This window comes from Nocardia sp. Root136, from assembly GCF_001427185.1.
In the GTDB taxonomy this organism is placed as follows: domain Bacteria; phylum Actinomycetota; class Actinomycetes; order Mycobacteriales; family Mycobacteriaceae; genus Nocardia; species Nocardia salmonicida.
In genome coordinates, this window is the sequence record NZ_LMFE01000007.1 from 770,093 (window position 1) to 792,661 (window position 22,569).

Genomic DNA, 22,569 nt, shown 5'->3' on the forward strand with positions numbered 1-22,569 from the left:
CGAGCTAACTGTCCGCATCGCGCGGCAGGCCGAGAATCCGTTCGGCGGCCACGGTCAACAGGATCTGCTCGGTACCGCCCGCAATCGAGAGACACCGTGTAAGCAGGAATTCTTTCAGAGCATCGCTGTCCAGAGAACCTTCTGGGCCGACTAGTTCGAGCGCGTATTCCGCCAGCTCCTGCCGATGCCGGACGCCGACCAGTTTGCGGACGCCCGCCTGGGCCCCCGCGTCGACGCCTGCCACCGTCGCCACCGCGATTCGCTGTTCCAGCAATGATCCAGCAATCGACGACGTGATCAGTGCGCCGAAACGGTCCTCACGCAGTTCTGTTCCCCATCCGCCGACCGGGAAGCGATCGAGCAGGGCTTCGAGCGCGCCGCCGATGCCGCCGCCGCCCATGGCGACCCGTTCGGCCGAGAGCGTGGTGCGCGCGATCTTCCAGCCGTTGTTCAGCGCGCCGACCAGGCAATCGTCGGCAACGAACACGTCATCGAGGAAGACCTCGCTGAACTTCTCCTCGCCGGTGATCTGCACCAGCGGCCGCACCTGCACGCCCGCGGCGCGCATATCGACGAGGAAGTAGCTGATGCCGCGATGCTTGGCCGCCGACGGATCGGTACGGGCCAGGCAGATGCCCCAGTTCGCGGTGGAGCCGAGCGAGGTCCACACCTTCTGGCCGCGCAGCACCCAGCCGCCGTCGACCTTCTCGGCGGTGGTCCGCAGGGCGGCGAGATCGGAGCCGGCGCCGGGCTCGCTGAACAGCTGGCACCAGATGACCTCGCCGTGCAGGGTCGGCCAGACGAAGCGTTCGATCTGCTCCTCGGTGCCGAACCGCAACAGCGTCGGCACAGCCCAGCCCGCGACGGCGAGGTCGGGGGTCGCCAGGTCGACGCGGCGCAGTTGTTCGGCGATCTGCAGGCAGGTCATCGGATCGGCGGCGCGGCCGTAGGGTCGCGGCCAATGCGGCATCACCAGGCCCGCCTCCACCATCGCACGCGGCCGCTGCGCCGGGTCGAGGGCGGCGACGGCGGTGATCTCGGCGGCCAACTCGGTGTCGACGGTGGCGTCGCCGAGTACCCGTTCGGCGCCGGTGGTGCGGCGCTGACCGGCCCTGGTGAGCTCGGCGACGCGGGCACGCCAGCGGGCCGAACCACCGAGGAGCTGGCGCAGCGAGCTCGCCCGGCGCAGGTAGAAGTGCGCGTCGTGTTCCCAGGTGAAGCCGATGCCGCCGAGGACCTGGATGGCGTCCTTGGCGTTGTCGACGGCGGCGTCCAGCGCCACCGACGCGGCGACAGCGGCGGCGATCGGTAGCTCGTCACCGCCTTCGTCGATCGCGGCGGCGGCGTCGGCGGCGACCGCGCGGATCAGCTCGGTGCGGCACAGCATCCAGGCGCACAGGTGTTTGATCGCCTGAAAGGTGCCGATGGGTTTGCCGAATTGTTCACGGACGCGGGCATATTCGACAGCGGTGCGCAGGCACCACCCGGCCACACCGGCCAGTTCGGAGACCGCGAGCGCCACGAAGAGATCGGTGACATCGGCCGTCGACGTGAAGCCGTGTTCGGCGGGGACAGCTACCTCGGCGGCGCTCACCCGCGCCAGCGGCACGGTGTGGTCACCGTGCGCCAGCGGCGTAATCGTCACTGCCGCAGCCGGAATCAGCAACCAGCGGGTGCCGTCAACGGTGTCGGCAGGCACCAGGACCTGCGTGTCGGCATCGGCGCCGTAGACGAAATCCCAAGTGCCGGTGACACTCCAGCCCGTATCGGTGGCCGTCGCCTTCGCGGCCTGCTCGTCGCCGGGCACCGCGACCGCACACGGGGCGCCCTCAGCGAGCGCGCCCTCGGTGATCAGCCCGGCCAGCGCGGTGGCCAGCACCGGACCGCCGACCAGATCGTCGCCGGTCTGCTCGAGCATCACCGCGAGGTCGGCGACCGTGCCGCCGAGCCCGCCATTGTCCTCCGATAGCGCGACCTCGAACAGCCCGAACTCACCGAGCGCGGGCCAGTAGTCGCGCCAGGCACCCGCACCGCCTGCCCGCATTGTTTCAATCGGCGCGACCGTTTTCGCCCAGCTCCGCAGCGACGCCGCGACGGCTTTGTGCTCGTCAGTGGTGGCGATGGTCACAAGAAGATCCGCCCTTCCGGCGTGGTTACCACTCCTAGAACATGTTCTAATATCTGTGCCGGGCATAAGTCAAGAGCGCTACACTCGCTCCACACTTCTCACGCGGCTCAGCCGTTGAATTTGCACTGAAGCGAAAGGGTTTCCACGATGGACAGTCCCGCACCAACGCCCACCGTGACCACGCTGTCCGAGGAAGAACTCAGCTCCAGCGCGCAGCGCGACCGGCGCAAGCGCATCCTCGACGCAACCCTCGCGCTCGCTTCCAAGGGCGGCTACGACGCCGTGCAGATGCGTGCGGTCGCCGAACGCGCCGACGTCGCCGTCGGCACCCTCTACCGCTACTTCCCGTCCAAGGTGCACCTGCTCGTTTCCGCTCTGGCCAGGGAATTCGAGATGTTCGAGGGCAAGCGAAAGCCGCTACCCGGCGACGGCCCCTCCGAACGAATGCACACCCTGCTCACCCAGATCACCCGGATGATGCAGCGCGACCCACTGCTCACCGAGGCGATGACGCGCGCGTTCATGTTCGCCGACGCCTCGGCCGCCGCGGAGGTCGATCGGGTCGGCAAGGTGATGGACCGGGTCTTCGCCCGCGCGATGAGCGACGGCGAACCCGACGACCGCCAGCTCGCGATCGCCCGCGTCATCTCCGATGTGTGGCTGTCGAACCTGGTGGCCTGGCTCACCCGGCGAGCGTCCGCGACCGATGTCACGGAACGACTCGAGCTCACCGTCGACCTGTTGCTGGGCGATCGCGGATAACCCAGCAACCCGGCAAACCTCACTGCCGCATCATCACAAATCGCCCATCGCTGTTGACACCCGTCGGCTGTGCGTCTTCCAGTAGGAAGATGCATAGCCGACGTCGCATATGCGAAACAGCGCATCTACCGGCCTCGCGCGCCTCGCCGGGGCCTACGCATGCCCGGTGAGCTCGACGGATCCGGCGTACGACGGTATCCGACCGGTCGGTAATTTGCCGTAAAGTCGCGAGCAAACGACCGGGGTTCGTGCGCACAACCTGCCGCGCCGCTCGCGCGGCAAAATTGACGCAGTATTGTTTTTCGCGCCCCCTGATCAACTCCTCCCATCACTAGGTTGGATGCGTGAGCGCACAGGAACTGCCCTTGGATGTCCGCCGTGCACTGGCGTCGGTTGCGCGCGTGCCACGGCTCTTGGTTGCCTCGGACTACGACGGGACTATCGCCCCGATCGTGTCCGACCCGTCGAAAGCGTTTCCCCAACGGGAATCGGTGAGCGCGTTACGCGCGCTGGCGGGGTTGGCGAACACTACTGCGGCGGTGATTTCCGGTAGAGCGCTACGCGATCTGGCCGCGCTGTCGCGCCTGCCGGTCGAGGTGCAGCTGATCGGTAGTCACGGCTCCGAGTTCGACGTCGGCTTCGTGCACGCGATCGACAGCGACGCCAAACAGCTACTGACAGAGATCAATTCGTCGTTCTCGAAGATCGCCGCCGAGAACCCTGGCGTGACCGTCGAGATGAAGCCGGCCAGCGCCGCGCTGCACGTTCGTAACGCCGACCCCGAAATCGCTGGGCGCGCACTGGCTTCCGCGCGTCAAGGTCCCGCTCGCTGGGTGGGCGTACAGGTGACCGAGGGCAAGGCGGTGATCGAGCTCGCGGTGATCCCGACCGACAAGGGCACCGCGCTCGACACCATCCGCCATCAGGAAAGTGCCTCTGCCGCAGTGTTCTTCGGCGACGACGTGACCGACGAGAAGGCGTTCCGCGTGCTGTCGGGGCCCGACGTCGGCATCAAGGTCGGCGAAGGCGAGAGCATCGCCAAGCTGCACGTGAACTCCACCGAGGACGTGGCGCGCGCGCTGGCGTTCCTGGTCGAGGAGCGGCGCACCTGGCTGGCCGGGGCGAGCGCCCCTCGGATCGAGCGGCTGAGCATGCTGGCCAGCCCGCGTTCGGTCGCGCTGCTCACCCCTGACGCGACGGTCACCTGGTTGTGCCATCCCGAGCCGGACTCGGCGGCGGTATTCGCCCACCTGCTCGGCGGCGCGGCGGCCGGGCACTTCACGGTGGCGCCGGAGCGGCCGAGCCTGCCGCTGTCGCAGCGGTACGTGGACGGCACGATGACAGTCGAGACACGGTGGGCCAGTTTGCAAGTGGCCGACTATCTGCCGCACGACGTCACCGCCGACCGCACCGACCTGACCAGGGTGATCACCGGCGCCGCGAAGGCCGTCGTCGTCTTCGCGCCGCAGCCCGAGTTCGGCCAGGTGCCGGTGCGCATGGAGGTTGTGCGCAACGGAATCCAGGTCAGCGGCACCAACGATCCGATGGTGCTGCGCTCCCCCGGCGTGGAGTGGGAGATCCTGTCCGACGGCACCAACGACCAGGCCCGTGCGGTGGTCGATCCGTCTATCGGGCCGGTCGTGCTCGAATTGCGCTGCGGCACCGCCGATCTCACGCCCTCGATGACGCCGGAGCCGCAGCGCCGCCAGCTCGCCGAGCAGTACTGGTCGCAGTGGGCGGCGGGATTGCAGCTGCCGCCGCTCAAGCCGGATCTGATGAAGCGCTCGGCGCTGACACTGCGCGGACTGGTGCATCGCCCGTCGGGATCGATCCTGGCCGCGGCGACCACCTCGCTGCCGGAGGACATCGGCGGCGTGCGCAACTGGGACTACCGCTACTGCTGGCTGCGTGACGCGTCGCTGACCGCACAGGCCCTGGTGACGCTCGGCTCGCTGACCGAGGCCGAGGAATTCCTCGGCTGGGTACACAAGGTGCTCGACACCCTGCCGGGGCCGGAGCGCCTGCACCCGCTGTACACGATCTACGGCGAGACCCTGCCGCCCGAGGCCGTGATCGACCTGCTGCCCGGTTACGCCGGTTCGCGGCCGGTGCGGGTGGGCAACGCGGCCAATATGCAGGTGCAGCTCGACGTGTTCGGGCCGATCGTCGACCTGATCACCTCGATGGCGCACGAACGCGAGCGTCAGGGCATCATCGCCCCGGCCAAGGCGCTGCCGGATGCCGACTGGGAACTGGTGCACGCGATGGTGTCGGCGGTGCAGCGTCGCTGGACCGAACCCGACCACGGCATCTGGGAGATCCGCGGCAATCCCCGCCACCACGTGTACTCCAAGGTGATGGGCTGGCTCACCATCGATCGGGCCCTCACCCTGGCGGAGCGCTTCGATCGTGGGGCCGATCCCGACTGGGCGACGCTGCGCGACACGATCGCCGACGAGGTGCGGGCGAAGGGCTGGAACGACGAGGTCCAGTCCTACACCGCGGCCTACGACGGCACCGATCTGGACGCGGCCACCCTGCACATCGGCCTGAGCGGCCTGATCGACCCGGCCGACCCGCGCTTCGCCGCGACGGTGGTGGCCACCGAGGCCGAGCTGCGCAGTGGCGCCACGGTGTACCGCTACCACCACGACGACGGACTGCCCGGCGGCGAGGGCGGCTTCCACCTGTGCGCCGCCTGGCTGGTGGAGGCCTACCTGCTGATCGGCAGGCGCTCCGACGCCGAGGCGCTCTTCGCACAGCTGGTCGCGGCGGCAGGCCCCACCGGCCTGCTCAGCGAGGAATACGACCCAGTCGCCGAGCGTTCCCTCGGTAATCACCCCCAGGCTTACAGCCACCTGGGCCTACTGCGCTGCGCCCAACTCCTGAGCCAGCCGGTCAACGCCCTGGTCTGACAGCACTCGACAAGCCGGGTTCGAATTCTCGAGCCCGGCTTTTCGATGCGGTTCGTACCGGGTTTTGGTAGCTGCTAATCTAAAACGGTAACGATTTCCATTATGATCTAGTGCTTGTACGCCAGGAGTGCCGCGTGAACCCTCGATTCGCCCGCTTGTTTGCCGGTCTCACGGCGGGAGTGGCCGCCGTGGTCGTCCTCAGCGCCTGCGGCACCAGCTCCACCGATTCCGATACCCCCCAGATCGTCGCCTCCACCAATGTGTGGGGTTCCGTCGCGACCGCCGTCGCGGGGCCGGATGCGCAGGTGACCTCGATCATCAGCGATCCCGCCGCCGACCCGCACTCGTTCGAGACCTCGGCCACCGATACCGCCAAGATCAGCGACGCGGATCTGGTGGTGTTCAACGGCGGGCACTACGACGAGTTCATCGAGAAGGCCATCTCGGGCAAGGACAAGCGGACCGTCGAGGCCTTCGAACAGCGCCCGAACAAGGGCGACGACAACGAGCACGTCTGGTACGACGTGAGCACCGTGGCCGCGGTCGCCGACCGGATCGCCGCCGAACTCGGCGAGGTCGACGCCGCGCACGCGAGCGCCTACGCCGAGCGCGCGGTGGCCTTCAAGAACCAGCTGATCGGCGTCAGCACCATCACCGGCACCATCGCCACCCAGACGCCGAACGCGCCGGTCGCCCAGTCCGAGCCCCTCGCGCACTACCTCTTGCAGGCCGCGACCGCGCAGGACAAGACCCCGCGCGACTTCCAGGAAGCGATCGAGCAGGAGACCGACCCGGCCCCGGCCGCCGTCGCCGCCACTCGCGACCTGATCACCGCCAAGCAGGTCAAGGCGCTGATCTACAACACCCAGACCGAGGACAAGATCACCCAGGACCTGCGGGCCACCGCGCAGTCCGCGGGCATCGCCGTTGTCGAGGTCACCGAAACCCTGCCCGCCGGAATGGATTACATCCAGTGGCAGACCGCCAACGCCAAGGCGCTCGCCGCGGCCCTGCGCTGAGGACGCCCATGACCGAGGCCACCGCACTGTCGGAAACCACCACCGCGCCCGATGTCGACGCCGACGCGGCGATCCGTCTGCGCGCGGCGACCATGGCCTTCGGCGACCGCACGCTCTGGCACGGCCTCGACCTCGACGTGCGCCCGGGTGAGTTCATCGCCGTCCTCGGACCCAACGGCTCCGGCAAGACCTCGCTGCTGCGGGTGCTGCTCGGCACCCTCGCCTTGAGCTCGGGCAACGCGCAGATCGCGGGACGCCGCGCCGGGGTCGGCAATCCGGGCATCGGCTACATCCCGCAGCAGAAGACCATCGATGCCGGGGTGCAGCTGCGCGGGATCGATCTGGTCGGCCTCGGCGTGGACGGGCACCGGTGGGGGCTCGGCTGGCGTGGTCGACGCAGCAGGGCCGAGAAGGTCGACAGCGCCATTGCCGCGGTGGGTGCCGGGTCGTTCGCGCACGCGCCGCTGGAGACGCTGTCCGGTGGTGAGCAGCAGCGGTTGCGGGTCGCGCAGGCGCTGATCGGCGATCCGTCGGTGCTGCTGTGTGACGAACCGCTGCTGAGCCTCGATATGGCGAACCAGCGGCTGGTGGCCGAATTGGTCGACAAGCGTCGCCGCGAACACGACACGGCGGTGCTGTTCGTGACTCACGAGATCAATCCGATCCTGCCGCTGGTGGACCGGGTGCTGTATCTGGTCGACGGCGGCTTCCGAATCGGTACGCCCGATGAGGTGATGACGTCGGAAACGCTGTCGGAGTTGTACGGCACCGAGGTCGAGGTGTTGCGGGTACGCGGACGCCTGGTCGTGGTCGGAACCGGTGACGACATGGACGCGCTGGGCGGGACGGCCTGATGGACAAGCTCACCAAGGTGTTCGAGCAGATGTTCAATTTCGGCACCACCGCGAATCTGCTCGGCTACGACTTCGTGCAGCAGGCGCTGTTGGCCAGCGCCCTGCTGGGATTGCTGGCGGGGTTGATCGGGCCGCTGATCGTCGCCAGGCAGATGTCGTTCGCGGTACACGGGACCAGCGAGCTGTCGCTGACCGGCGCGTCGGCGGCGCTGCTCGTCGGGGTCGGGGTCGGATTCGGGGCGATCGCCGGTTCGGTGGTCGCGGCCGTGCTGTTCGGATGGCTGGGTTCTCGTGCGCGCGAACGTGATTCGGTGATCGCGGTGGTGCTGTCGTTCGGGCTCGGGCTTTCGGTGTTGTTCCTGTGGCTCGCGCCGGAGCGGGCCGGGTCGAAGTTCTCGCTGCTCACCGGGCAGGTGGCCGGGGTCGGCTATGACGGCCTCGCGCTGCTGGTCACGTGTACCGCCGGCGTGCTCGCCGTGCTGGCTGTGGTGTATCGGCCGTTGCTGTTCGCCAGTTCCGATCCCGAGGTCGCGATCGCGCGTGGCGTGCCGGTGCGGGCGCTGTCGGTGGTGTTCGCGGTGCTGCTCGGGATCACCGCCGCGTTCGGCGTGCAGATCGTCGGCGCGCTGCTGGTGCTCGCGTTGCTGATCACCCCGGCCGCGGCCGCCGCGCAGGTGACCTCGAGCCCGATGCGGGCGACCGTGCTTTCGGTGATCTTCGCCGAGGTCGCCGCCGTGGGCGGGCTGTTGCTGTCGCTGGCCCCCGGAGTTCCGGTGTCGACCTTCGTCACCGCGATCTCGTTCAGCATCTACCTGGTGTGCCGGTTCGTCGGACATCGCAATCGGCAACTCGTACCCGCGCGCTGAACCGATAGAACACAATCGATTCATGATCGAGAACACAATCGATTCATGATCGATTTCTCAGTACCGGACGATCTCGCCGCCCTTCGTGACCGAGCCCGGAACTTCGTCGTCGAGCAGATCGTGCCGTTCGAGCGCGATCCCCGCCTCACCGCGCACGGCCCGACCGACGCATTGCGGGCCGAACTCGTGGAGCTGGCTCGCGCCGAGAAGCTGCTGACCGTGCAGGCGCCGGTGGAATACGGCGGCCTTGGACTCAGCCACATCGAGCAGGCGCTGGTGTACGAGGCGGCGGGGTGGTCCACGCTCGGGCCGGTCGCCATGAACTGCGCCGCGCCCGACGAGGGAAACATGTTTCTGCTCGGCAAGATCGCCGATCCGGAGCAGATCGACCAGTATCTGATGCCGGTGATCCGGGGCGAACAGCGTTCGGTCTTCGCGATGACCGAGCCAGGTGGGGCGGGTTCGGATCCCGGACAGCTCAGCACCGAGGCGGTGTTCGACGGCGAGAATTTCGTGATCAACGGTCGCAAATGGTTGATCACCGGGGCCGACGGCGCCAAGACCTGGATCATCATGGCGCTGCTCGCCGAGAACCCGCACCTGCCCGCGGGGCCGACACTGTTCATCACCGACGGTGACGCGCCGGGCATCGTGATCGAGCGGATCATGAACACGATGGACCGCAACTACGTCGGCGGGCACGCGGTGGTGCGGTTCGACAATCTCACGCTGCCGCCGACGGCCGTGCTCGGTCGCACCGGACAGGCCCTGCGGTACGCGCAATTACGGCTCGCTCCCGCCCGGCTCACGCACTGTATGCGCTGGCTCGGCGCGGCCGCTCGCGCCCAGTCCATCGCACTGGACTACGCGCGCACCCGCACCGCCTTCGGTAAGCCGATCGGCGAACACGAGGGCGTGTCGTTCATGCTCGCCGACAACGAGGTGGCGCTGCACCAGTGCAGGCTGACCATCTGGCACGCCTGTTGGCTGATGGATCAGGGGCAGCAGGCAAGGCACGAATCGTCGATGGCCAAGTCGTATGTGTCCGAGGAATTGTTCAAAGTCACCGATCGCTGCGTGCAGGTGCTCGGCGGGATCGGGATCAGCGACGAGACGGTCGTGGAGATGTTGTTCCGGGATATGCGCGCGTTCCGTCTCTACGACGGGCCGACGGAAGTGCACAAGTATGCGATCGGCAGACACTTGCTGTCCGGTCGCTAGTACGATTCGGTCCCATGAGTTCGGAATTGCTCGTCGATGTCGAAGGCGGCGTCGCCTTGTTGACGCTCAACCGACCTGCCAAGCAGAACGCCGTCACCCCCACGATGGCGGCCGAGCTGAGCGCCGCGCTCCGTCGCTGCGATATCGAGGACGCGATCCGCGCCGTCGTCATCACCGGAACCCCACCGGCCTTCTGCGCGGGCGCGGATCTGGCGGCGCGCGGCGGCGACGTGAGCGCGACCCTCGATCCGCCGCCCTGGCAGGTGCGTAAGCCGGTGATCGCCGCGGTGAACGGGCACGCGGTCGGCATCGGCCTGGCCCTGGCGCTGCAGTGCGATCTGCGGTACTTCGCTCGCGATGCCGTCTACGGGCTGAACCAGGTGCGGCGCGGGGTGCTCGCCGACGGGTTCGCGCACTGGACGGTGCCGCGACTGGCCGGGCTGGCCAACGCCGCCGACATCATGCTCACCGGGCGCACGTTCGACGGTGACGAAGCCAAGTCGCTCGGTTTGGGCAATGCCTCGCTGCCCGCCGACGAAGTACTGACAACGGCGATGGCCGTGGCCCACGACATCGCCACCGGGACCGCTCCCCTACCGGTCGCGCTCACCAAGCGGCTGATCTGGGAGAGCCTCGGCATGACCCCCGCCGTGGTCGGGCAGCTCGAATCCGAGCTCAACGCGCAGGTTGCCAAGAGTGTCGACGGTGGCGAGGCGATGGTGGCGTTCAAGGAGCGTCGCCCGCCGAACTGGACCGGCAGTGTCAACGACGAATGGCCGGCCTGGGACGCTCCCGGCGAGCGCCCGAGCCTGGACTGAACTCAGAAGTTCCCGTTGCAGGAACCGGCCAGATACAGCAGGGCGAACATCAGCATGAGGATCGTGCCGATGATGCCCGCGATGTAGCCGATCACCACCTGTGACCGGCCGCTGAGCCCACCGTAGGACGCGTCGATCTCGTTGAGTGCCCGCTTGCCGAGCACCCACGCGAACGGCCCGAAGATCCCACAGCAGAACGGGCTGAGCAGCCCGAGCACAAGGATCATATTGGCCTGCGGGTGCTCGACCGTTTCGCCGATCGGCTGATTAGGGATCGCCACAGCACGAATTGTACGGTGACAGAGCGGTTTTGCCCGTCAACCGCGCGGACTCAGCCCAGACGGCGCTGACGGGCGATGTCGGCGAGGACGACGCCCGCGGCTACCGAGGCGTTGAGCGACTCGACCGGGCCCGCCATCGGGATGCTCAGGATCGAGTCACAGTTCTCCCGCACCAGACGCGACAGGCCCTTGCCCTCCGAGCCAACGACCACGACCGTCGGGACGCTGCCGTCGAAGTTGTCGAGGGTGGTGTCGCCGTCGGCGTCGAGGCCGATCACCTGGATGCCCTGCGCGGCCCAATCCTTCAGCGTGCGAGTCAGATTGGTGGCCCTGGCGACAGGGAGGCGGGCAGCCGCACCCGCGCTGGTACGCCACGCCACGGCGGTGACGCTGGCACTGCGACGCTGCGGGATCACCACGCCTTGACCGCCGAACGCGGCCACCGAGCGGATGACGGCGCCGAGGTTGCGCGGGTCGGTGATGTTGTCGAGCGCGACCAGCAGGGCGGGCTCGGCGGTGGACTTCACCCGGTCCATCAGATCGTCGGGGTGGGCGTAGCGGTACGGCGGCACCTGCAGGGCCACGCCCTGGTGCATTCCGTTGGCACTGAGCCGATCCAGATCGGTGCGCGGCACCTCGAGGATGGAGATGCCCATATCGGCGGCGCGCTGCACGCTCTCCGAGAGCCGGTCGTCGTTCTCGGTGCCGACCGCCACGAACAGGGCGGTCGCGGGCACCTCGGCGCGCAGACACTCGAGCACGGGGTTACGGCCGAGCACCAACTCGGGACCCTCGTCGGACTTGCGGCCGACGCGCGGCACACCGGACTTACCGGTCGGACGGCCCTGTGCCGCATTGGCTTTGGCCTTCTCGGCCGCTCTGGCCCGCTTGGCGGCGGGGTGCTTGGTGCGCGCGACGGCGGGCGGGGTAGCACCCCTGCCCTCCAGCCCGCGGCGATGCTTGCCACCGGAACCGGCGACCTGCCCCTTCTTGGTGCCGCCCTTGCGTACCGCTCCGCGTCGCTGTGAATTGCCTGCCATCAGTTCGCCTTTCCGCTCGATGCGCCCAGCGACCATTCCGGCCCCTGCGGGGTATCGGTTACCTCGATACCCGCGGCGATGAGCCGATCCCGTGCGGCATCGGCTTCTGCCCAGTTCTTGTCGGCCCGCGCGTTCGCCCGGCGATCCAGCTCCGTGCGGACGAGCACGTCGAGCGCGTCGATCGCCGCCGAATTGTCGGCGGGGGTGTACCACTGTTCGTCGAGCGGGTCGACGCCGAGAATTCCCAGCATCGCCCGCACCTGACCGGCCAGTTCGACCGCGGTCTCGACCGCACCCGCTTCCAGCGCGCGATTGCCCTCGTGCACCACGTGGTGAATTTCGGCGAGCGCCTTCGGGACTGCCAGATCGTCATCGATCGCGGCGGCGAATCCGTCGGTCCATTTTCCGATCGGCACCTCGCCCGCTCGGTCCAGCACTCGCTGCACGAAGGCTTCGATGCGCTGATACGAGGCGACCGCGTCGTCGAGTGCCTTGTCGGAGTATTCGAGCATCGAGCGGTAATGCGCGCTGCCCAAGTAGAAACGCAATTCTACCGGGCGCACCCGGGTGAGAACATTCGGCACCGAGAGCACGTTGCCGAGTGACTTCGACATTTTCTCTCCGCCCATCGTCACCCAGCCGTTGTGCAGCCAGTAACGCGCGAAACCGTCGCCTGCCGCTTTGGACTGGGCGATCTCGTTCTCGTGGTGCGGGAAAATCAGATCCATTCCACCGCAGTGGATATCGAATTCCGGGCCGAGATAGAACTCGGCCATCGCCGAGCATTCCAGATGCCAGCCGGGGCGACCGGGGCCCCAGGGCGAGGGCCAGCTCGGCTCGCCCGGCTTGGCGGCCTTCCACAGCGTGAAGTCGCGAGGATCACGTTTGCAGCGGGTCGGAGTTTCGCCCTGGTGCACGTCGTCGAGGCGGTGGCCGGACAGCTCGCCGTAATTCGGCCAGCTCATCACGTCGAAATACACATCGCCCTCGGCGGCGTAGGCATGGCCGCGCTCGATCAGGCGCTGCATCAGGTCGACCATCTGGGTGATGTGACCGGTGGCGCGCGGTTCGGCCGAAGGCGGCAGGACCCCGAGGGTTTCGTAGGCGGAGTCGAAAGCGCGCTCGTGCGTCGCGGCCCATTCCCACCACGGCCGGCCCGCTTCGGCGGCCTTGTTCAGGATCTTGTCGTCGATATCGGTGACATTGCGGATGAACCGCACGTCGTAGTCGTGCGCGAGCAGCCAGCGACGCAGCACGTCGAAGGCGACGCCACTGCGCACATGACCGATATGGGGTTGCCCCTGGACGGTGGCCCCACACAGATACACCGAGGCACGGCCGGGGACCAGCGGGGTGAATTCCCGCGTGGTTCGCGTGTCGGTGTCAAAAAGGCGCAAGGTCACGGCATTCGATCCTAGTCGGTGGGATTGTGGTGGGGTTGACCGGCCGGTTCGTGGCGCCGTGGTGAACTGAACGGCTGATCGAATCGGCGAAAAGCGATGCGCGGAAAGAAAGGTTCAGTGGCCCGTGGGGGGCTACGAACATGCCGCGATCAGACAGGTGGCGATGGCGGCGATACCTTCGCCGCGACCGGTGAGACCGAGACCGTCGGTCGTGGTGCCGGACACCGAAACGGGAGCGTCGAGAAGTTCGCCGAGTACTTTTTGCGCCTCGGCGCGGCGTGGGCCGATCTTCGGGTGATTACCGATCACCTGCACCGCGGCGTTCACGACCTCGAAGCCTTCTTCGGTCAGCAGCCTGCGGACTTCGGTGAGCATGGCGGCGCCGGTGACGCCTGCCCATTCGGGGCGGCCGACGCCGAAGACAGCGCCCACGTCACCCAGGCCGGCGGCGGAGAGCAGGGCATCGCAGAGGGCGTGAGCGGCGACGTCGCCGTCGGAGTGGCCGGCGCACCCGTCGGCGTCGGAGAACAGCAGACCTGCCATCCAGCAGGGGCGTCCCGGCTCGATGGGGTGCACGTCGCTGCCGATTCCGACTCTCATCGGGCAACCGCCTGCTCGACAAAGGGCGCGTCGACGCCGGGGCGCCGGGCGGCCGTGGACCGGCTGCCGTCGGCGAGAAGCGCCTCGGCGAGGTGTAGGTCGAGGGGGGTGGTGATCTTGAAGGCCAGCGGGTCGCCGGGGACGGTGTGCACGGCGATACCGAGGCGTTCGACCAGGCCCGCGTCGTCGGTGGCGCCCACATCGGTGGCGTAGGCGCGGCGAAGCAGGTCGGCGGCGAAGCCCTGGGGAGTTTGGATGGCGCGCAGGTGGGCGCGATCGGGGGTTCCGGTGACGATGCCCGCGTCGTCGACCGATTTCACGGTGTCGACAACGGGCAAGGCGGGGACCACCGCCTGACTGCCTGCCTGTAGCTCGGCGGCCACCCGCGCGATCAGCTCCGGCGGTGTGAGCGCGCGTGCGGCATCGTGCACGAGGTAGAACGCGGCGTCGGGTGCGGCCGCGATGCCCGCGCGCACCGAATCGGTGCGCTCGGCGCCGCCCACGACCACCTGCACCGGCACAGGGGGCATCGAACCGCCGGTCAGCGAGGTGGTGGTGGACAGCAGCGTGGATGCGGCCTCGACCAGTTCGGCGGGTACGACCACGACAACCCGGTGCACCGCACCGGACGCGATCAGGCCGTCGACGGCCAACCGGACCATAGGTGTGCCGCCGACCGGAACGAACGCCTTCGGGGTGGGTTCACCCAGGCGCACGCCACGACCGGCGGCAGGGACCAGTGCTACGACAGGTCGCACTTGTTTATTTCTAGGAAGCCGCGGCGAGGACCTCGTCGAGCAGCGATTCAGCCTTGCCGTCGTCGGTGCCCTCGGCGAGCGCGAGCTCACCGACGAGAATCTGACGAGCCTTGGCAAGCATTCGCTTCTCACCGGCGGACAAGCCGCGGTCCTGCTCACGACGCCACAGGTCACGAACCACTTCGGCCACCTTGTTCACATCGCCGGAGGCGAGTTTCTCGAGGTTGGCCTTGTAACGGCGGGACCAGTTGGTCGGCTCCTCCGTGTGTGGCGCGCGCAGCACCTGGAAGACGCGGTCGAGACCTTCTTGGCCGACGACGTCACGGACGCCGACGTATTCAGCGTTCTCTGCGGGAACCCGAACGGTCAGGTCGCCTTGCGCAACCTTCAGGACCAGATACTCTTTCTGCACACCCTTGATGGTGCGGGTCTCGATTGCTTCGATCAGCGCCGCTCCGTGGTGGGGGTAAACGACGGTGTCTCCGACCTTAAAAATCATGTGTCCCGTGCCCCTTTCGATGTTCACAGTTTAACATGCGACTCGATAACGGCGCGATCAACTGTGCAGGTCAGGGCCACAACGAGGCCATCGCAGGGGTTGACATTGCAGAATTGATGTGCATTGTGTTGCGCCAGAACGGGTTAACTACCAGCATAGCGACCGGTTATCGCGCCTCGACAACCCGGCATCGATCCGGCAAACCCGCTCGAGACACCGAACTGTTACTTCCACACCCGCGCGTCGCGAGCCCGAACGTCACCCGCGCGGAGTGAACTACTACGCTGCCTAGTTACTACCCTCCGGTCCCCGCGTGGACCGGAGTAGCCCGGTCGACATGGAGGACAAACCGTGACTGCCCTGAAAGCTGTGACCGCCCAGTCGGCGCGACGTCGCATGGTGACGGTTGCCGCGCTCGCCGCTGCCGCGGGCATCGCCCTGACCGGCTGCAGTGCCGGCCAGATCACCCAGACTTCGTCGCAGGAAGCCGCCATCAACGGCAACCACGCCAATGTCGGCGAGATCGCCCTGCGCAATGTGCACATCGTGTACCCGGAGGCCACCGCCGAGCACGACAAGGGCGGCAAGGCAATGATCTCGCTGTCGATCATCAACAACAGCGAGATCATCACCGATGAGCTGACCAGCGTGAGTACCGACCTGGGCCAGGTCAAGATCACCGGTCCCAATGCCGACCCCAAGTTCGTGCTGAAGCCGCAGCAGACCGTGTTCGTGGGGACGGGCGAGACCAAGCCCGCCGCGGCCGACGATCACCACGGCACCACCTCGGCGGCGCCGACCACCACCTCGGCCACCCCGACCGGTGCCGCCGCGGGCGTCGACCTCCCCTCGAACGATCCGGTGAAGACCCCGGCCACGATCGAGATCACCGGCCTGACCAAGGACATCGTCCCCGGCCTGACCTACAACGTCACCTTCAACTTCAAGGACGCGGGCACCGTGCAGGTGTCGGTCCCGGTCGACGCCGCCGCGGTCGCGCGCATCGAGAACGAGAAGTCCGGTCCCGCGCCCGAGGGTGCGGGCGGTCACTGAGACCCGCAGTACGAAAGAGCCGTCGCGAACTTCGCGGCGGCTCTTCTCTTTGTGTCGGTCTCGGTCCGTAGGGTGCGCGTGTGGCCAAGACCAAAGCAGTCTTCCGGTGCTCCGCGTGCACGCACGAGGTGTCCAAATGGGTGGGTAAGTGCCCTGATTGCGGCGCCTGGGGAACGGTGAACGAGGTGGCCGTCTCGGCGTCCGCCGCGGCGCCGGGCCGCCGGGCGATGCTGCCGAGTACGGCGGCGGCGCCGTTGTCGCAGATCGACTCCAAGGTCACGCAGGCGCGGTCGACGGGGGTGAGCGAGCTCGATCGGGTACTCGGAGGCGGAGTGGTGCCGGGCTCGGTGGTGCTGCTGTCGGGCGAGCCGGGGGTCGGCAAATCGACGCTGCTGCTCGAGGTCGCGTTCCGGTGGGCGGCGGCGCGCGAGGAGACCGCGCTGTATGTGACCGCCGAGGAGTCGGCCGGGCAGGTGCGGCTGCGGGCCGATCGGACCGGCGCGGTGCACGACCGGGTGTATCTGGCGGCCGAATCGGATCTGTCGATCGTGCTCGGGCATGTGGAGCAGGTACGGCCGACGCTGCTGGTGGTGGACTCGGTGCAGACCATGCTGGCGCCCGAGGTGGACGGTGTGATCGGCGGTGTCACCCAGGTACGCGCGGTCACCGCGGCACTCACCTCGCTGGCCAAGGCGACCGGGATCGCGGTCCTGCTGGTCGGCCACGTCACCAAAGACGGGAACGTGGCGGGCCCGCGCACCCTCGAGCACCTGGTGGACGTGGTGCTGCAGTTCGAGGGCGACAAGAATTCGTCGCTGCGGATGGTTCGCGGCATCAAGAACCGCTTCGGTAGCGCCGATGAGGTCGGCTGCTTCGAACTGCACGACGACGGCATCGCCTGCGTCGACGATCCCTCCGGGCTGTTCCTGCACCATCGCACCGACACCGTCCCCGGCACCGCGGTGACCGTCGCGATGGACGGCAAACGACCGCTGGTGGCCGAGGTGCAAGGGCTCACCGTGAAGACCGAGATCCCGCAGCCTCGCCGGGCCGTGAGCGGGCTGGACTACAACCGCGTCGCCATGGTGCTCGCGGTGCTGCAGAGCCGAGGGCGGGTCTTCCTCGGCAAGCACGATGTGTACGCGGCGACCGTCGGTGGCATGCGCCTGCTCGAGCCGACCGCCGATCTGGCCATCGCCTTGGCCATCGCGTCCGCCGAGGCCGATATCGCCCTGCCCGCGGGCTGGGTGATCCTCGGCGAGGTCGGCTTGGCGGGTGAGGTCCGCAAGGTCACCGGGCTCGGCAGGCGCTTGGCCGAAGCCGAGCGTTTGGGGTTCACCACCGCTCTCGTCCCGCCCGGTTCGGAGAAAACGAAGACCGGCACGATGCGTATCCACGAGGTCGGGGACCTACGGTCGGCGCTGCGATTGGCCGAGCTCCGCAAATCCCGCGCACCCCGCGAGGTCGTGGCAGTGGAATAACTCCGGCAACCGCCCGAATCAGCACCGATCATCCATTTCCACGCCAATGTCCATTGACGGGCTGACCGATCCTGCGAACACTGCAAATCGACCCAACTCGAACATGTGACCAATGGCGCACCCGCACAATGCCCCCGGCAGCGGGAACGCGGCGTCAGGAGGCGAGGTTGAAGGGCTCCGCGGCACTGCGAACGGCGCCAAGCTGGGCGACGACCATGTACGCGCCCGCGGGCACCTGCAGCCGGTCGCCCGCGCACTGCGGCTGCGAGGTGGTGCCGAACCAGGTGCCCTTGTACGAGAGTTGTTCACCGGCCTTGAGCGTCTTCATTTCCGCCGGGTCGTCCTGGTTGCAGTCGTTGCTCGCCCAGAGCCTGCGCTGCCCGTCGAGGGTGTAGACGAGGAACTGCGGGCCCGCACCGAGGTCGCGCGCGCAGGCCGCGGACGAGATGTTGGTGATGACGGTGCCGAACGCCGGCTGGTCGCCCACCCGGTAGGTCGGCTGCCCGACCGTCACCTTCAGCGCCAGCGACTGATCCGAGCACGGCTGTGCCGCGGGCTGGTCGGCGGCGGAGGTCGTCGCGCTCGGCGTGGCCGACGCACTGCTCGGCGGGCTCGACGAGCTACTCGGCGTCGAACTAGTCGCGGACGCGCTCGCGCTCGACTCCGCCGACGTGGTGGTACTCGCTGCCGCACTGCCGGCTCCGGACGAGTCCCCACCGCGCGCGACCATGGTGACGAGCCAGATCACGATCGCGAGCGCGACGACGATGACGCCGATCGCGAGTGCACGGCGGCGCCAGTAGATCTCCGGTGAGAGCGGTCCATTCGGTTCCAGCACACCTCAAAGGTAAGCGCAGCGCGCGGGGGCGCGCTCGATGACCTCGGCGTGTCGGGAGCCGAACCGGGCGTGAGTCCCCGGCTCAGACCACCTCGCCGATATTGCCGACGGTGCGCCGCAGGTGCACACGCCCGTCTTCGAGCTTGTAGGTGACGCTGGCGATAGCGCACTGACCAGTGGCAACGCGCTGGGAGATGATCATCGACCGCTGCATGAGCAGCTTGCTGGTCTCCACCACGTGACGCGCTTCGAGGTCGTCGAGCGATGTGAGCCCTTCGCGTCGTCCGACCAGGATCGACGGCGTCACCCGCTCGACCACGCTACGGATGAACCCGCCGGGTACCTCGCCGCCGTCGAGTGCGTCGATGGTGGCCTTCACCGCGCCACAGCTGTCGTGGCCGAGGACCACGATCAGCGGCACATTGAGCACCTCGACGCCGTATTCGATCGAGCCGAGCACCGAACTGTCCACGACGTGGCCCGCTGTGCGCACCACGAACATGTCGCCGAGACCCTGATCGAAGATCAGTTCGGCGGCGACGCGGGAATCACCGCAGCCGAACAGAATCGCGTGAGGGTTTTGGCCCTTGACGAGTTTGGCTCGGTCTGCGGCGCCCTGGCTAGGATGCTGCAGGGTGTCGTTGACGAAACGCTCATTGCCTTCGCGCAACGACTTCCAGGCGCTTATCGGATTGGAACCAGGCATACCGACCATTGTGCACAGGCCCTTGGTTACCAGCGAGTCCGCCACGTTAAGCGTCGGCAAAGAGACACTGGCTCAGAGGAAACGGGAACGGTGAGCATCGACGCGGAAGCCCTGCTCGATTGGTTCGGCGAGACGGCGCGCGCGCTGCCGTGGCGCGAGCCGGACGCGACCGCATGGCACATCCTGATGAGCGAGATCATGCTGCAGCAGACGCCGGTGGTGCGCGTGGAGCCGATCTGGCGCGAGTGGGTGGCGCGCTGGCCGGTGCCGTCGGCGATGGCGTCGTCGACGCAAGCCGAGGTGCTGCGGGCGTGGGGCAAGTTGGGGTATCCGCGACGGGCACTGCGGTTGCACGAGTGCGCGCGGGTGCTGGCGACCGAACACGGCGACGTGGTTCCCGCCGACGTCGACGTGCTGCTGAGCCTGCCCGGAATCGGCGCGTACACCGCCCGCGCCGTGGCCTGCTTCGCCTACGGACAGCGAGTTCCCGTGGTGGATACCAATGTTCGACGCGTGGTCGCGCGCGCGGTGCACGGCCGCGAGCCGGGGAACCCGTCCTCGCGCGATCTCGCGGAGACCGAAGCCCTGCTGCCCGTCCCGGTGCCGCGCGCCGCGACCTTCTCGGCGGCCCTGATGGAGCTGGGCGCTCTGGTCTGCACGGCCCGCAATCCCGACTGCGCCCGCTGCCCGCTGCCCAGTTGTGCGTGGGTCGAGGCGGGCAAACCCGCCGCCGCGGTTGCCCGCAAGGTGCAGAAGTTCGAGGGCACCGACCGTCAGGCTCGTGGCCGGCTGCTCGATGTCCTGCGCGACGCCTCGGGCCCGGTCGAGCGGATCCGCCTCGACCTGGCCTGGACCCGAGATCCGGGTCAGCGCGCGCGGGCGCTGGATTCGTTGCTGGTCGACGGGCTGATCGAGCAGACCGATGACGGACTGTTCGCCCTGGCGGGCGAGGGAAGCTCCGCCGGGTGACACTTCGCGCGTAGCGAGGCCGACCGGCTCACCCCGTGACGCGTTGCAGGAACCGGCCGACGTGTTCGCGGTAGACCTCGGGTTGTTCGTCGTGCACCAGGTGCCCCGCCGCCGCGACGCGCACATACTCCGCATCGGGATGCACCTCGGTCATCGTGCGCATCTGCCCCGGCGGGGTGATGGTGTGCTCGCCTTCGATGAGCAGCGCGGGTACCCGCAGCGACTTCCATTCCGTCCAGAAGTCGCGCGTACCCCACTCTTCGGAGATCGCGCGGAAGGTGTCCACCTCGCCGTGCAGGCGGTAGCCGTCGGGCGCCGCGGTGAACGCGCGAAGGAAATAGGCGCCCGCGACCGGGCCGAAGTAGTCGAGCACCGCCTGTTCGTCGGCGAACGGTTGCGGCCATGAGTGGATCAGCTCGGCCCAGTGGGCGGCGGTACGGCCGGTGAAATCGGGGGCGATGTCCTCGACGACGATCGCGCGCACCCGCTCGGGATAGGTCGCCGCGAAGACCCACCCGTGGATCGCGCCCATCGAATGCCCGACGATCACCATCGGTTCGGTGATCTCGGCGGTGAGCTCGGCCAGGTCGGCCACGAACGCCTCCGTGGTGAGCTCGGCGGGCGTCGGCCGTCCATGCCCGGCGGCGTCGACGGCATAGACGTGCCCGTAACCGCGCAACCACGGCACCTGATCGGCCCAGGTCCGCGCACTCCCCATCAGCCCGTGCAGCAGCAGGATCGGGGTGCCGGACCCACCTTCGTCGTTCAACACACCCCGATACTGCCCCAGCCCCGCCACGTGGCGGCACCAGCCGCAATAATCACCACCATGGCTGTTGTGAAGATCAATGCGATCGAGGTTCCCGAGGGCGCAGGCCCCGAGTTGGAGAAGCGGTTCGCCGCGCGTGCGGGTGCGGTGGAGAACTCCCCCGGCTTCCTCGGCTTCCAGTTGCTGCGCCCGGTCGCCGGTGACAACCGGTATTTTGTTGTGACGCAATGGGATTCGGAGGAATCGTTCGCCACGTGGCGTGACGGTCCGGCCCGCGCGGCGCACGCCGGAAACGGTGGCGAGGGCGAGCGTCCCAAGCCGGTGTCGACGGGCGCCTCGCTGCTCGAGTTCGAGGTCGTCCTCGACGTGCCCGCGAAGGGCTGACAGCGGCGTTTCCGCTGGACATGCGGTTGCCTGTATTGACGTAGACGGCTCGCGGCTGTCACAGTTCGAGGGAACATACGCGAGGGTGCGCGGTAATTCCGGTGTGAATCCGGAGCGGTCGCGCCACTGTATCCAAGTACCGGGTCCCCGGTGCCGGAGAGCCAGACACCGGCACCTTCGCACCACACTTCAACCGTGGGACGCGTATCCCTGAAGGAGGACCCGAATGGCAATCGTTCATTCACCCAGCCGATCTACCGGCCTCGACACCCTCGCAACCGTGCTCGTCACGGTCGGCGTCGTCCTGCTTGCACTGCTCGCCCTGTACCTGGTCGGTTTCGACCAGGGGGCCGTCTCGCGTAGCGGGATGTTCCTGCACGAGCTGATGCACGACGGACGTCACCTGCTGGGCGTTCCGTGCCACTGATCGGATCCCTCAAGACCCTGCTGTTGCGCGGCCTGCTGGCCGGCCTGATCGCCGGCCTGCTGGCCGCGACAGTGGGCTACTTCGTCGGCGAGCCCCAGGTGGACGCCGCGATCGCCATCGAAGAAGCCGCGGCCGCTCCGGCCGAACACGGCCACGAAGCCGCGGAACCGCAGGGCCATTCCCACGGCGACGAGGACGAACCGCTGGTCAGCCGATCGGGACAGAAGGCGGGACAGTTCCTCGCGCTCGGTTTGGCGGGCATGGCGTTCGGCGCGTTGTTCGCGTCGGCGGTGAACGCGGCACGCCGGTTCACCACCCTATCTGGACCCCAATTGTCGCTGACCACAGCGGTTCTCGCGTGGGCGGCGATCGTCGCGGTGCCGTTCTTCAAGTATCCGGCCAACCCGCCCGCGGTGGGTGATCCGGACACCATCAACGACCGCACCTGGCTGTGGGTCGCGGCCGTCGTACTCGGCCTGCTTGCCGTCTCGGCAGCCGTCGCGGCCTACCGCGCGGTCGCCGCGTCGGACACGCTCCGGCTCATCGCCGGGGTCGGCGCGTTCGTCGTGGTCGCCACGGTCGGCTATGTGCTGCTGCCCGGCGTGAACGAGGTGGCCGACGACTTCCCCGCCACTCTGCTGTGGAATTTCCGGGTGGCCTCGCTGGCCGAAACCACCACGCTGTGGGTGAGTTTGGGGCTGGCGTTCGCCGCGCTGACGGAATTCGCTTCGCGGCGTAGCACTCCGGTAGTGGACAAGGTTCCTACCGGAGGGTGATC

At 68.0% G+C, this 22,569-nt stretch carries 23 protein-coding genes; 13 read left to right on the forward strand and 10 right to left on the reverse strand.

What is annotated here, in order from left to right; genetic code table 11:
• Positions 1-4: 4 nt before the first annotated feature.
• Entirely contained in the window at positions 5-2,128 is a 2,124-nt protein-coding gene (locus ASD42_RS20585) for an acyl-CoA dehydrogenase (RefSeq protein WP_056818957.1), read from the reverse strand.
• A gap of 147 nt (positions 2,129-2,275) precedes the next feature.
• Between ASD42_RS20585 and kstR the strand changes: the two genes are divergently transcribed.
• The 7 genes from kstR (at position 2,276) to ASD42_RS20620 (ending at position 10,583) form a co-directional block, all read left to right on the forward strand.
• A complete protein-coding gene (gene kstR, locus ASD42_RS20590) occupies positions 2,276-2,890 on the forward strand; it encodes a cholesterol catabolism transcriptional regulator KstR (protein ID WP_056818959.1) in 615 nt (204 codons plus the stop codon).
• A gap of 344 nt (positions 2,891-3,234) precedes the next feature.
• On the forward strand, positions 3,235-5,805 hold the full coding sequence (gene otsB / locus ASD42_RS20595; RefSeq protein WP_056818960.1) for a trehalose-phosphatase: 2,571 nt from the start codon (positions 3,235-3,237) through the stop codon (positions 5,803-5,805).
• A 134-nt stretch (positions 5,806-5,939) separates the two neighbouring features.
• Entirely contained in the window at positions 5,940-6,824 is an 885-nt protein-coding gene (locus ASD42_RS20600) for a metal ABC transporter solute-binding protein, Zn/Mn family (RefSeq protein ID WP_056818961.1), read from the forward strand.
• 8 nt (positions 6,825-6,832) lie between these two features.
• On the forward strand, positions 6,833-7,678 hold the full coding sequence (locus tag ASD42_RS20605; RefSeq protein ID WP_084787210.1) for a metal ABC transporter ATP-binding protein: 846 nt from the start codon (positions 6,833-6,835) through the stop codon (positions 7,676-7,678).
• Positions 7,678-8,544: a metal ABC transporter permease gene (locus tag ASD42_RS20610; RefSeq protein ID WP_174551977.1), complete on the forward strand. Its 867-nt coding sequence runs from the start codon at positions 7,678-7,680 to the stop codon at positions 8,542-8,544. Before ASD42_RS20605 ends, ASD42_RS20610 begins: the two co-directional genes overlap by 1 nt.
• Positions 8,545-8,589: 45 nt before the next feature.
• Entirely contained in the window at positions 8,590-9,765 is a 1,176-nt protein-coding gene (locus ASD42_RS20615) for an acyl-CoA dehydrogenase family protein (RefSeq protein WP_056818966.1), read from the forward strand.
• Positions 9,766-9,779: 14 nt separating this feature from the next.
• A complete protein-coding gene (locus ASD42_RS20620; protein ID WP_056818968.1) occupies positions 9,780-10,583 on the forward strand; it encodes an enoyl-CoA hydratase/isomerase family protein in 804 nt (267 codons plus the stop codon).
• A gap of 2 nt (positions 10,584-10,585) precedes the next feature.
• Here ASD42_RS20620 and ASD42_RS20625 read toward each other — a convergent pair whose 3' ends face one another.
• The 6 genes from ASD42_RS20625 to carD form a co-directional block, all read right to left on the reverse strand.
• Complete coding sequence (locus ASD42_RS20625; protein ID WP_056818970.1) at positions 10,586-10,864, reverse strand: DUF4190 domain-containing protein; 279 nt, start codon at positions 10,862-10,864, stop codon at positions 10,586-10,588.
• Between the two features lie 50 nt (positions 10,865-10,914).
• Positions 10,915-11,904 (reverse strand): 23S rRNA (guanosine(2251)-2'-O)-methyltransferase RlmB, encoded by a 990-nt coding sequence (gene rlmB / locus ASD42_RS20630; RefSeq protein ID WP_056819366.1) that lies wholly within the window; start codon positions 11,902-11,904, stop codon positions 10,915-10,917.
• Positions 11,904-13,307: a cysteine--tRNA ligase gene (cysS, locus tag ASD42_RS20635; RefSeq protein ID WP_056818972.1), complete on the reverse strand. Its 1,404-nt coding sequence runs from the start codon at positions 13,305-13,307 to the stop codon at positions 11,904-11,906. Before cysS ends, rlmB begins: the two co-directional genes overlap by 1 nt.
• 132 nt (positions 13,308-13,439) lie before the next feature.
• The gene (ispF, locus tag ASD42_RS20640; protein ID WP_056818974.1) at positions 13,440-13,907 is read right to left on the reverse strand and encodes a 2-C-methyl-D-erythritol 2,4-cyclodiphosphate synthase; all 468 of its coding nucleotides are present in this window, start codon (positions 13,905-13,907) and stop codon (positions 13,440-13,442) included.
• On the reverse strand, positions 13,904-14,665 hold the full coding sequence (ispD, locus tag ASD42_RS20645) for a 2-C-methyl-D-erythritol 4-phosphate cytidylyltransferase (RefSeq protein WP_082843636.1): 762 nt from the start codon (positions 14,663-14,665) through the stop codon (positions 13,904-13,906). The genes ispF and ispD overlap by 4 nt, the downstream gene beginning before the upstream one ends.
• A gap of 10 nt (positions 14,666-14,675) precedes the next feature.
• Complete coding sequence (gene carD / locus ASD42_RS20650; RefSeq protein ID WP_019044685.1) at positions 14,676-15,164, reverse strand: RNA polymerase-binding transcription factor CarD; 489 nt, start codon at positions 15,162-15,164, stop codon at positions 14,676-14,678.
• A 351-nt stretch (positions 15,165-15,515) separates the two neighbouring features.
• Between carD and ASD42_RS20655 the strand changes: the two genes are divergently transcribed.
• Positions 15,516-16,217: a hypothetical protein gene (locus tag ASD42_RS20655; protein ID WP_235569723.1), complete on the forward strand. Its 702-nt coding sequence runs from the start codon at positions 15,516-15,518 to the stop codon at positions 16,215-16,217.
• Between the two features lie 80 nt (positions 16,218-16,297).
• The gene (gene radA / locus ASD42_RS20660) at positions 16,298-17,698 is read left to right on the forward strand and encodes a DNA repair protein RadA (protein ID WP_062982912.1); all 1,401 of its coding nucleotides are present in this window, start codon (positions 16,298-16,300) and stop codon (positions 17,696-17,698) included.
• 154 nt (positions 17,699-17,852) lie between these two features.
• On the opposite strand, the gene ASD42_RS20665 is transcribed toward radA, so the two are convergent.
• Entirely contained in the window at positions 17,853-18,536 is a 684-nt protein-coding gene (locus ASD42_RS20665; protein ID WP_056818979.1) for a hypothetical protein, read from the reverse strand.
• Between the two features lie 82 nt (positions 18,537-18,618).
• On the reverse strand, positions 18,619-19,242 hold the full coding sequence (locus ASD42_RS20670; RefSeq protein WP_056819369.1) for a carbonic anhydrase: 624 nt from the start codon (positions 19,240-19,242) through the stop codon (positions 18,619-18,621).
• A 90-nt stretch (positions 19,243-19,332) separates the two neighbouring features.
• Between ASD42_RS20670 and ASD42_RS20675 the strand changes: the two genes are divergently transcribed.
• Positions 19,333-20,211, forward strand: coding sequence for an A/G-specific adenine glycosylase (locus tag ASD42_RS20675; RefSeq protein WP_056818980.1), 879 nt, complete (start codon positions 19,333-19,335; stop codon positions 20,209-20,211).
• A 28-nt stretch (positions 20,212-20,239) separates the two neighbouring features.
• On the opposite strand, the gene ASD42_RS20680 is transcribed toward ASD42_RS20675, so the two are convergent.
• The gene (locus tag ASD42_RS20680; protein WP_056818982.1) at positions 20,240-20,983 is read right to left on the reverse strand and encodes an alpha/beta fold hydrolase; all 744 of its coding nucleotides are present in this window, start codon (positions 20,981-20,983) and stop codon (positions 20,240-20,242) included.
• Positions 20,984-21,040: 57 nt separating this feature from the next.
• Between ASD42_RS20680 and ASD42_RS20685 the strand changes: the two genes are divergently transcribed.
• The 3 genes from ASD42_RS20685 to ASD42_RS20695 all read left to right on the forward strand — a co-directional run bounded on the left by ASD42_RS20685 (position 21,041) and on the right by ASD42_RS20695 (position 22,567).
• The gene (locus ASD42_RS20685) at positions 21,041-21,364 is read left to right on the forward strand and encodes an antibiotic biosynthesis monooxygenase family protein (RefSeq protein WP_056818984.1); all 324 of its coding nucleotides are present in this window, start codon (positions 21,041-21,043) and stop codon (positions 21,362-21,364) included.
• 226 nt (positions 21,365-21,590) lie between these two features.
• Positions 21,591-21,791, forward strand: a complete 201-nt coding sequence (locus ASD42_RS20690; protein ID WP_056818985.1) for a CbtB domain-containing protein — start codon at positions 21,591-21,593, stop codon at positions 21,789-21,791.
• The gene (locus ASD42_RS20695) at positions 21,782-22,567 is read left to right on the forward strand and encodes a CbtA family protein (RefSeq protein ID WP_056818987.1); all 786 of its coding nucleotides are present in this window, start codon (positions 21,782-21,784) and stop codon (positions 22,565-22,567) included. The genes ASD42_RS20690 and ASD42_RS20695 overlap by 10 nt, the downstream gene beginning before the upstream one ends.
• The last annotated feature ends 2 nt before the right edge of the window (positions 22,568-22,569 follow it).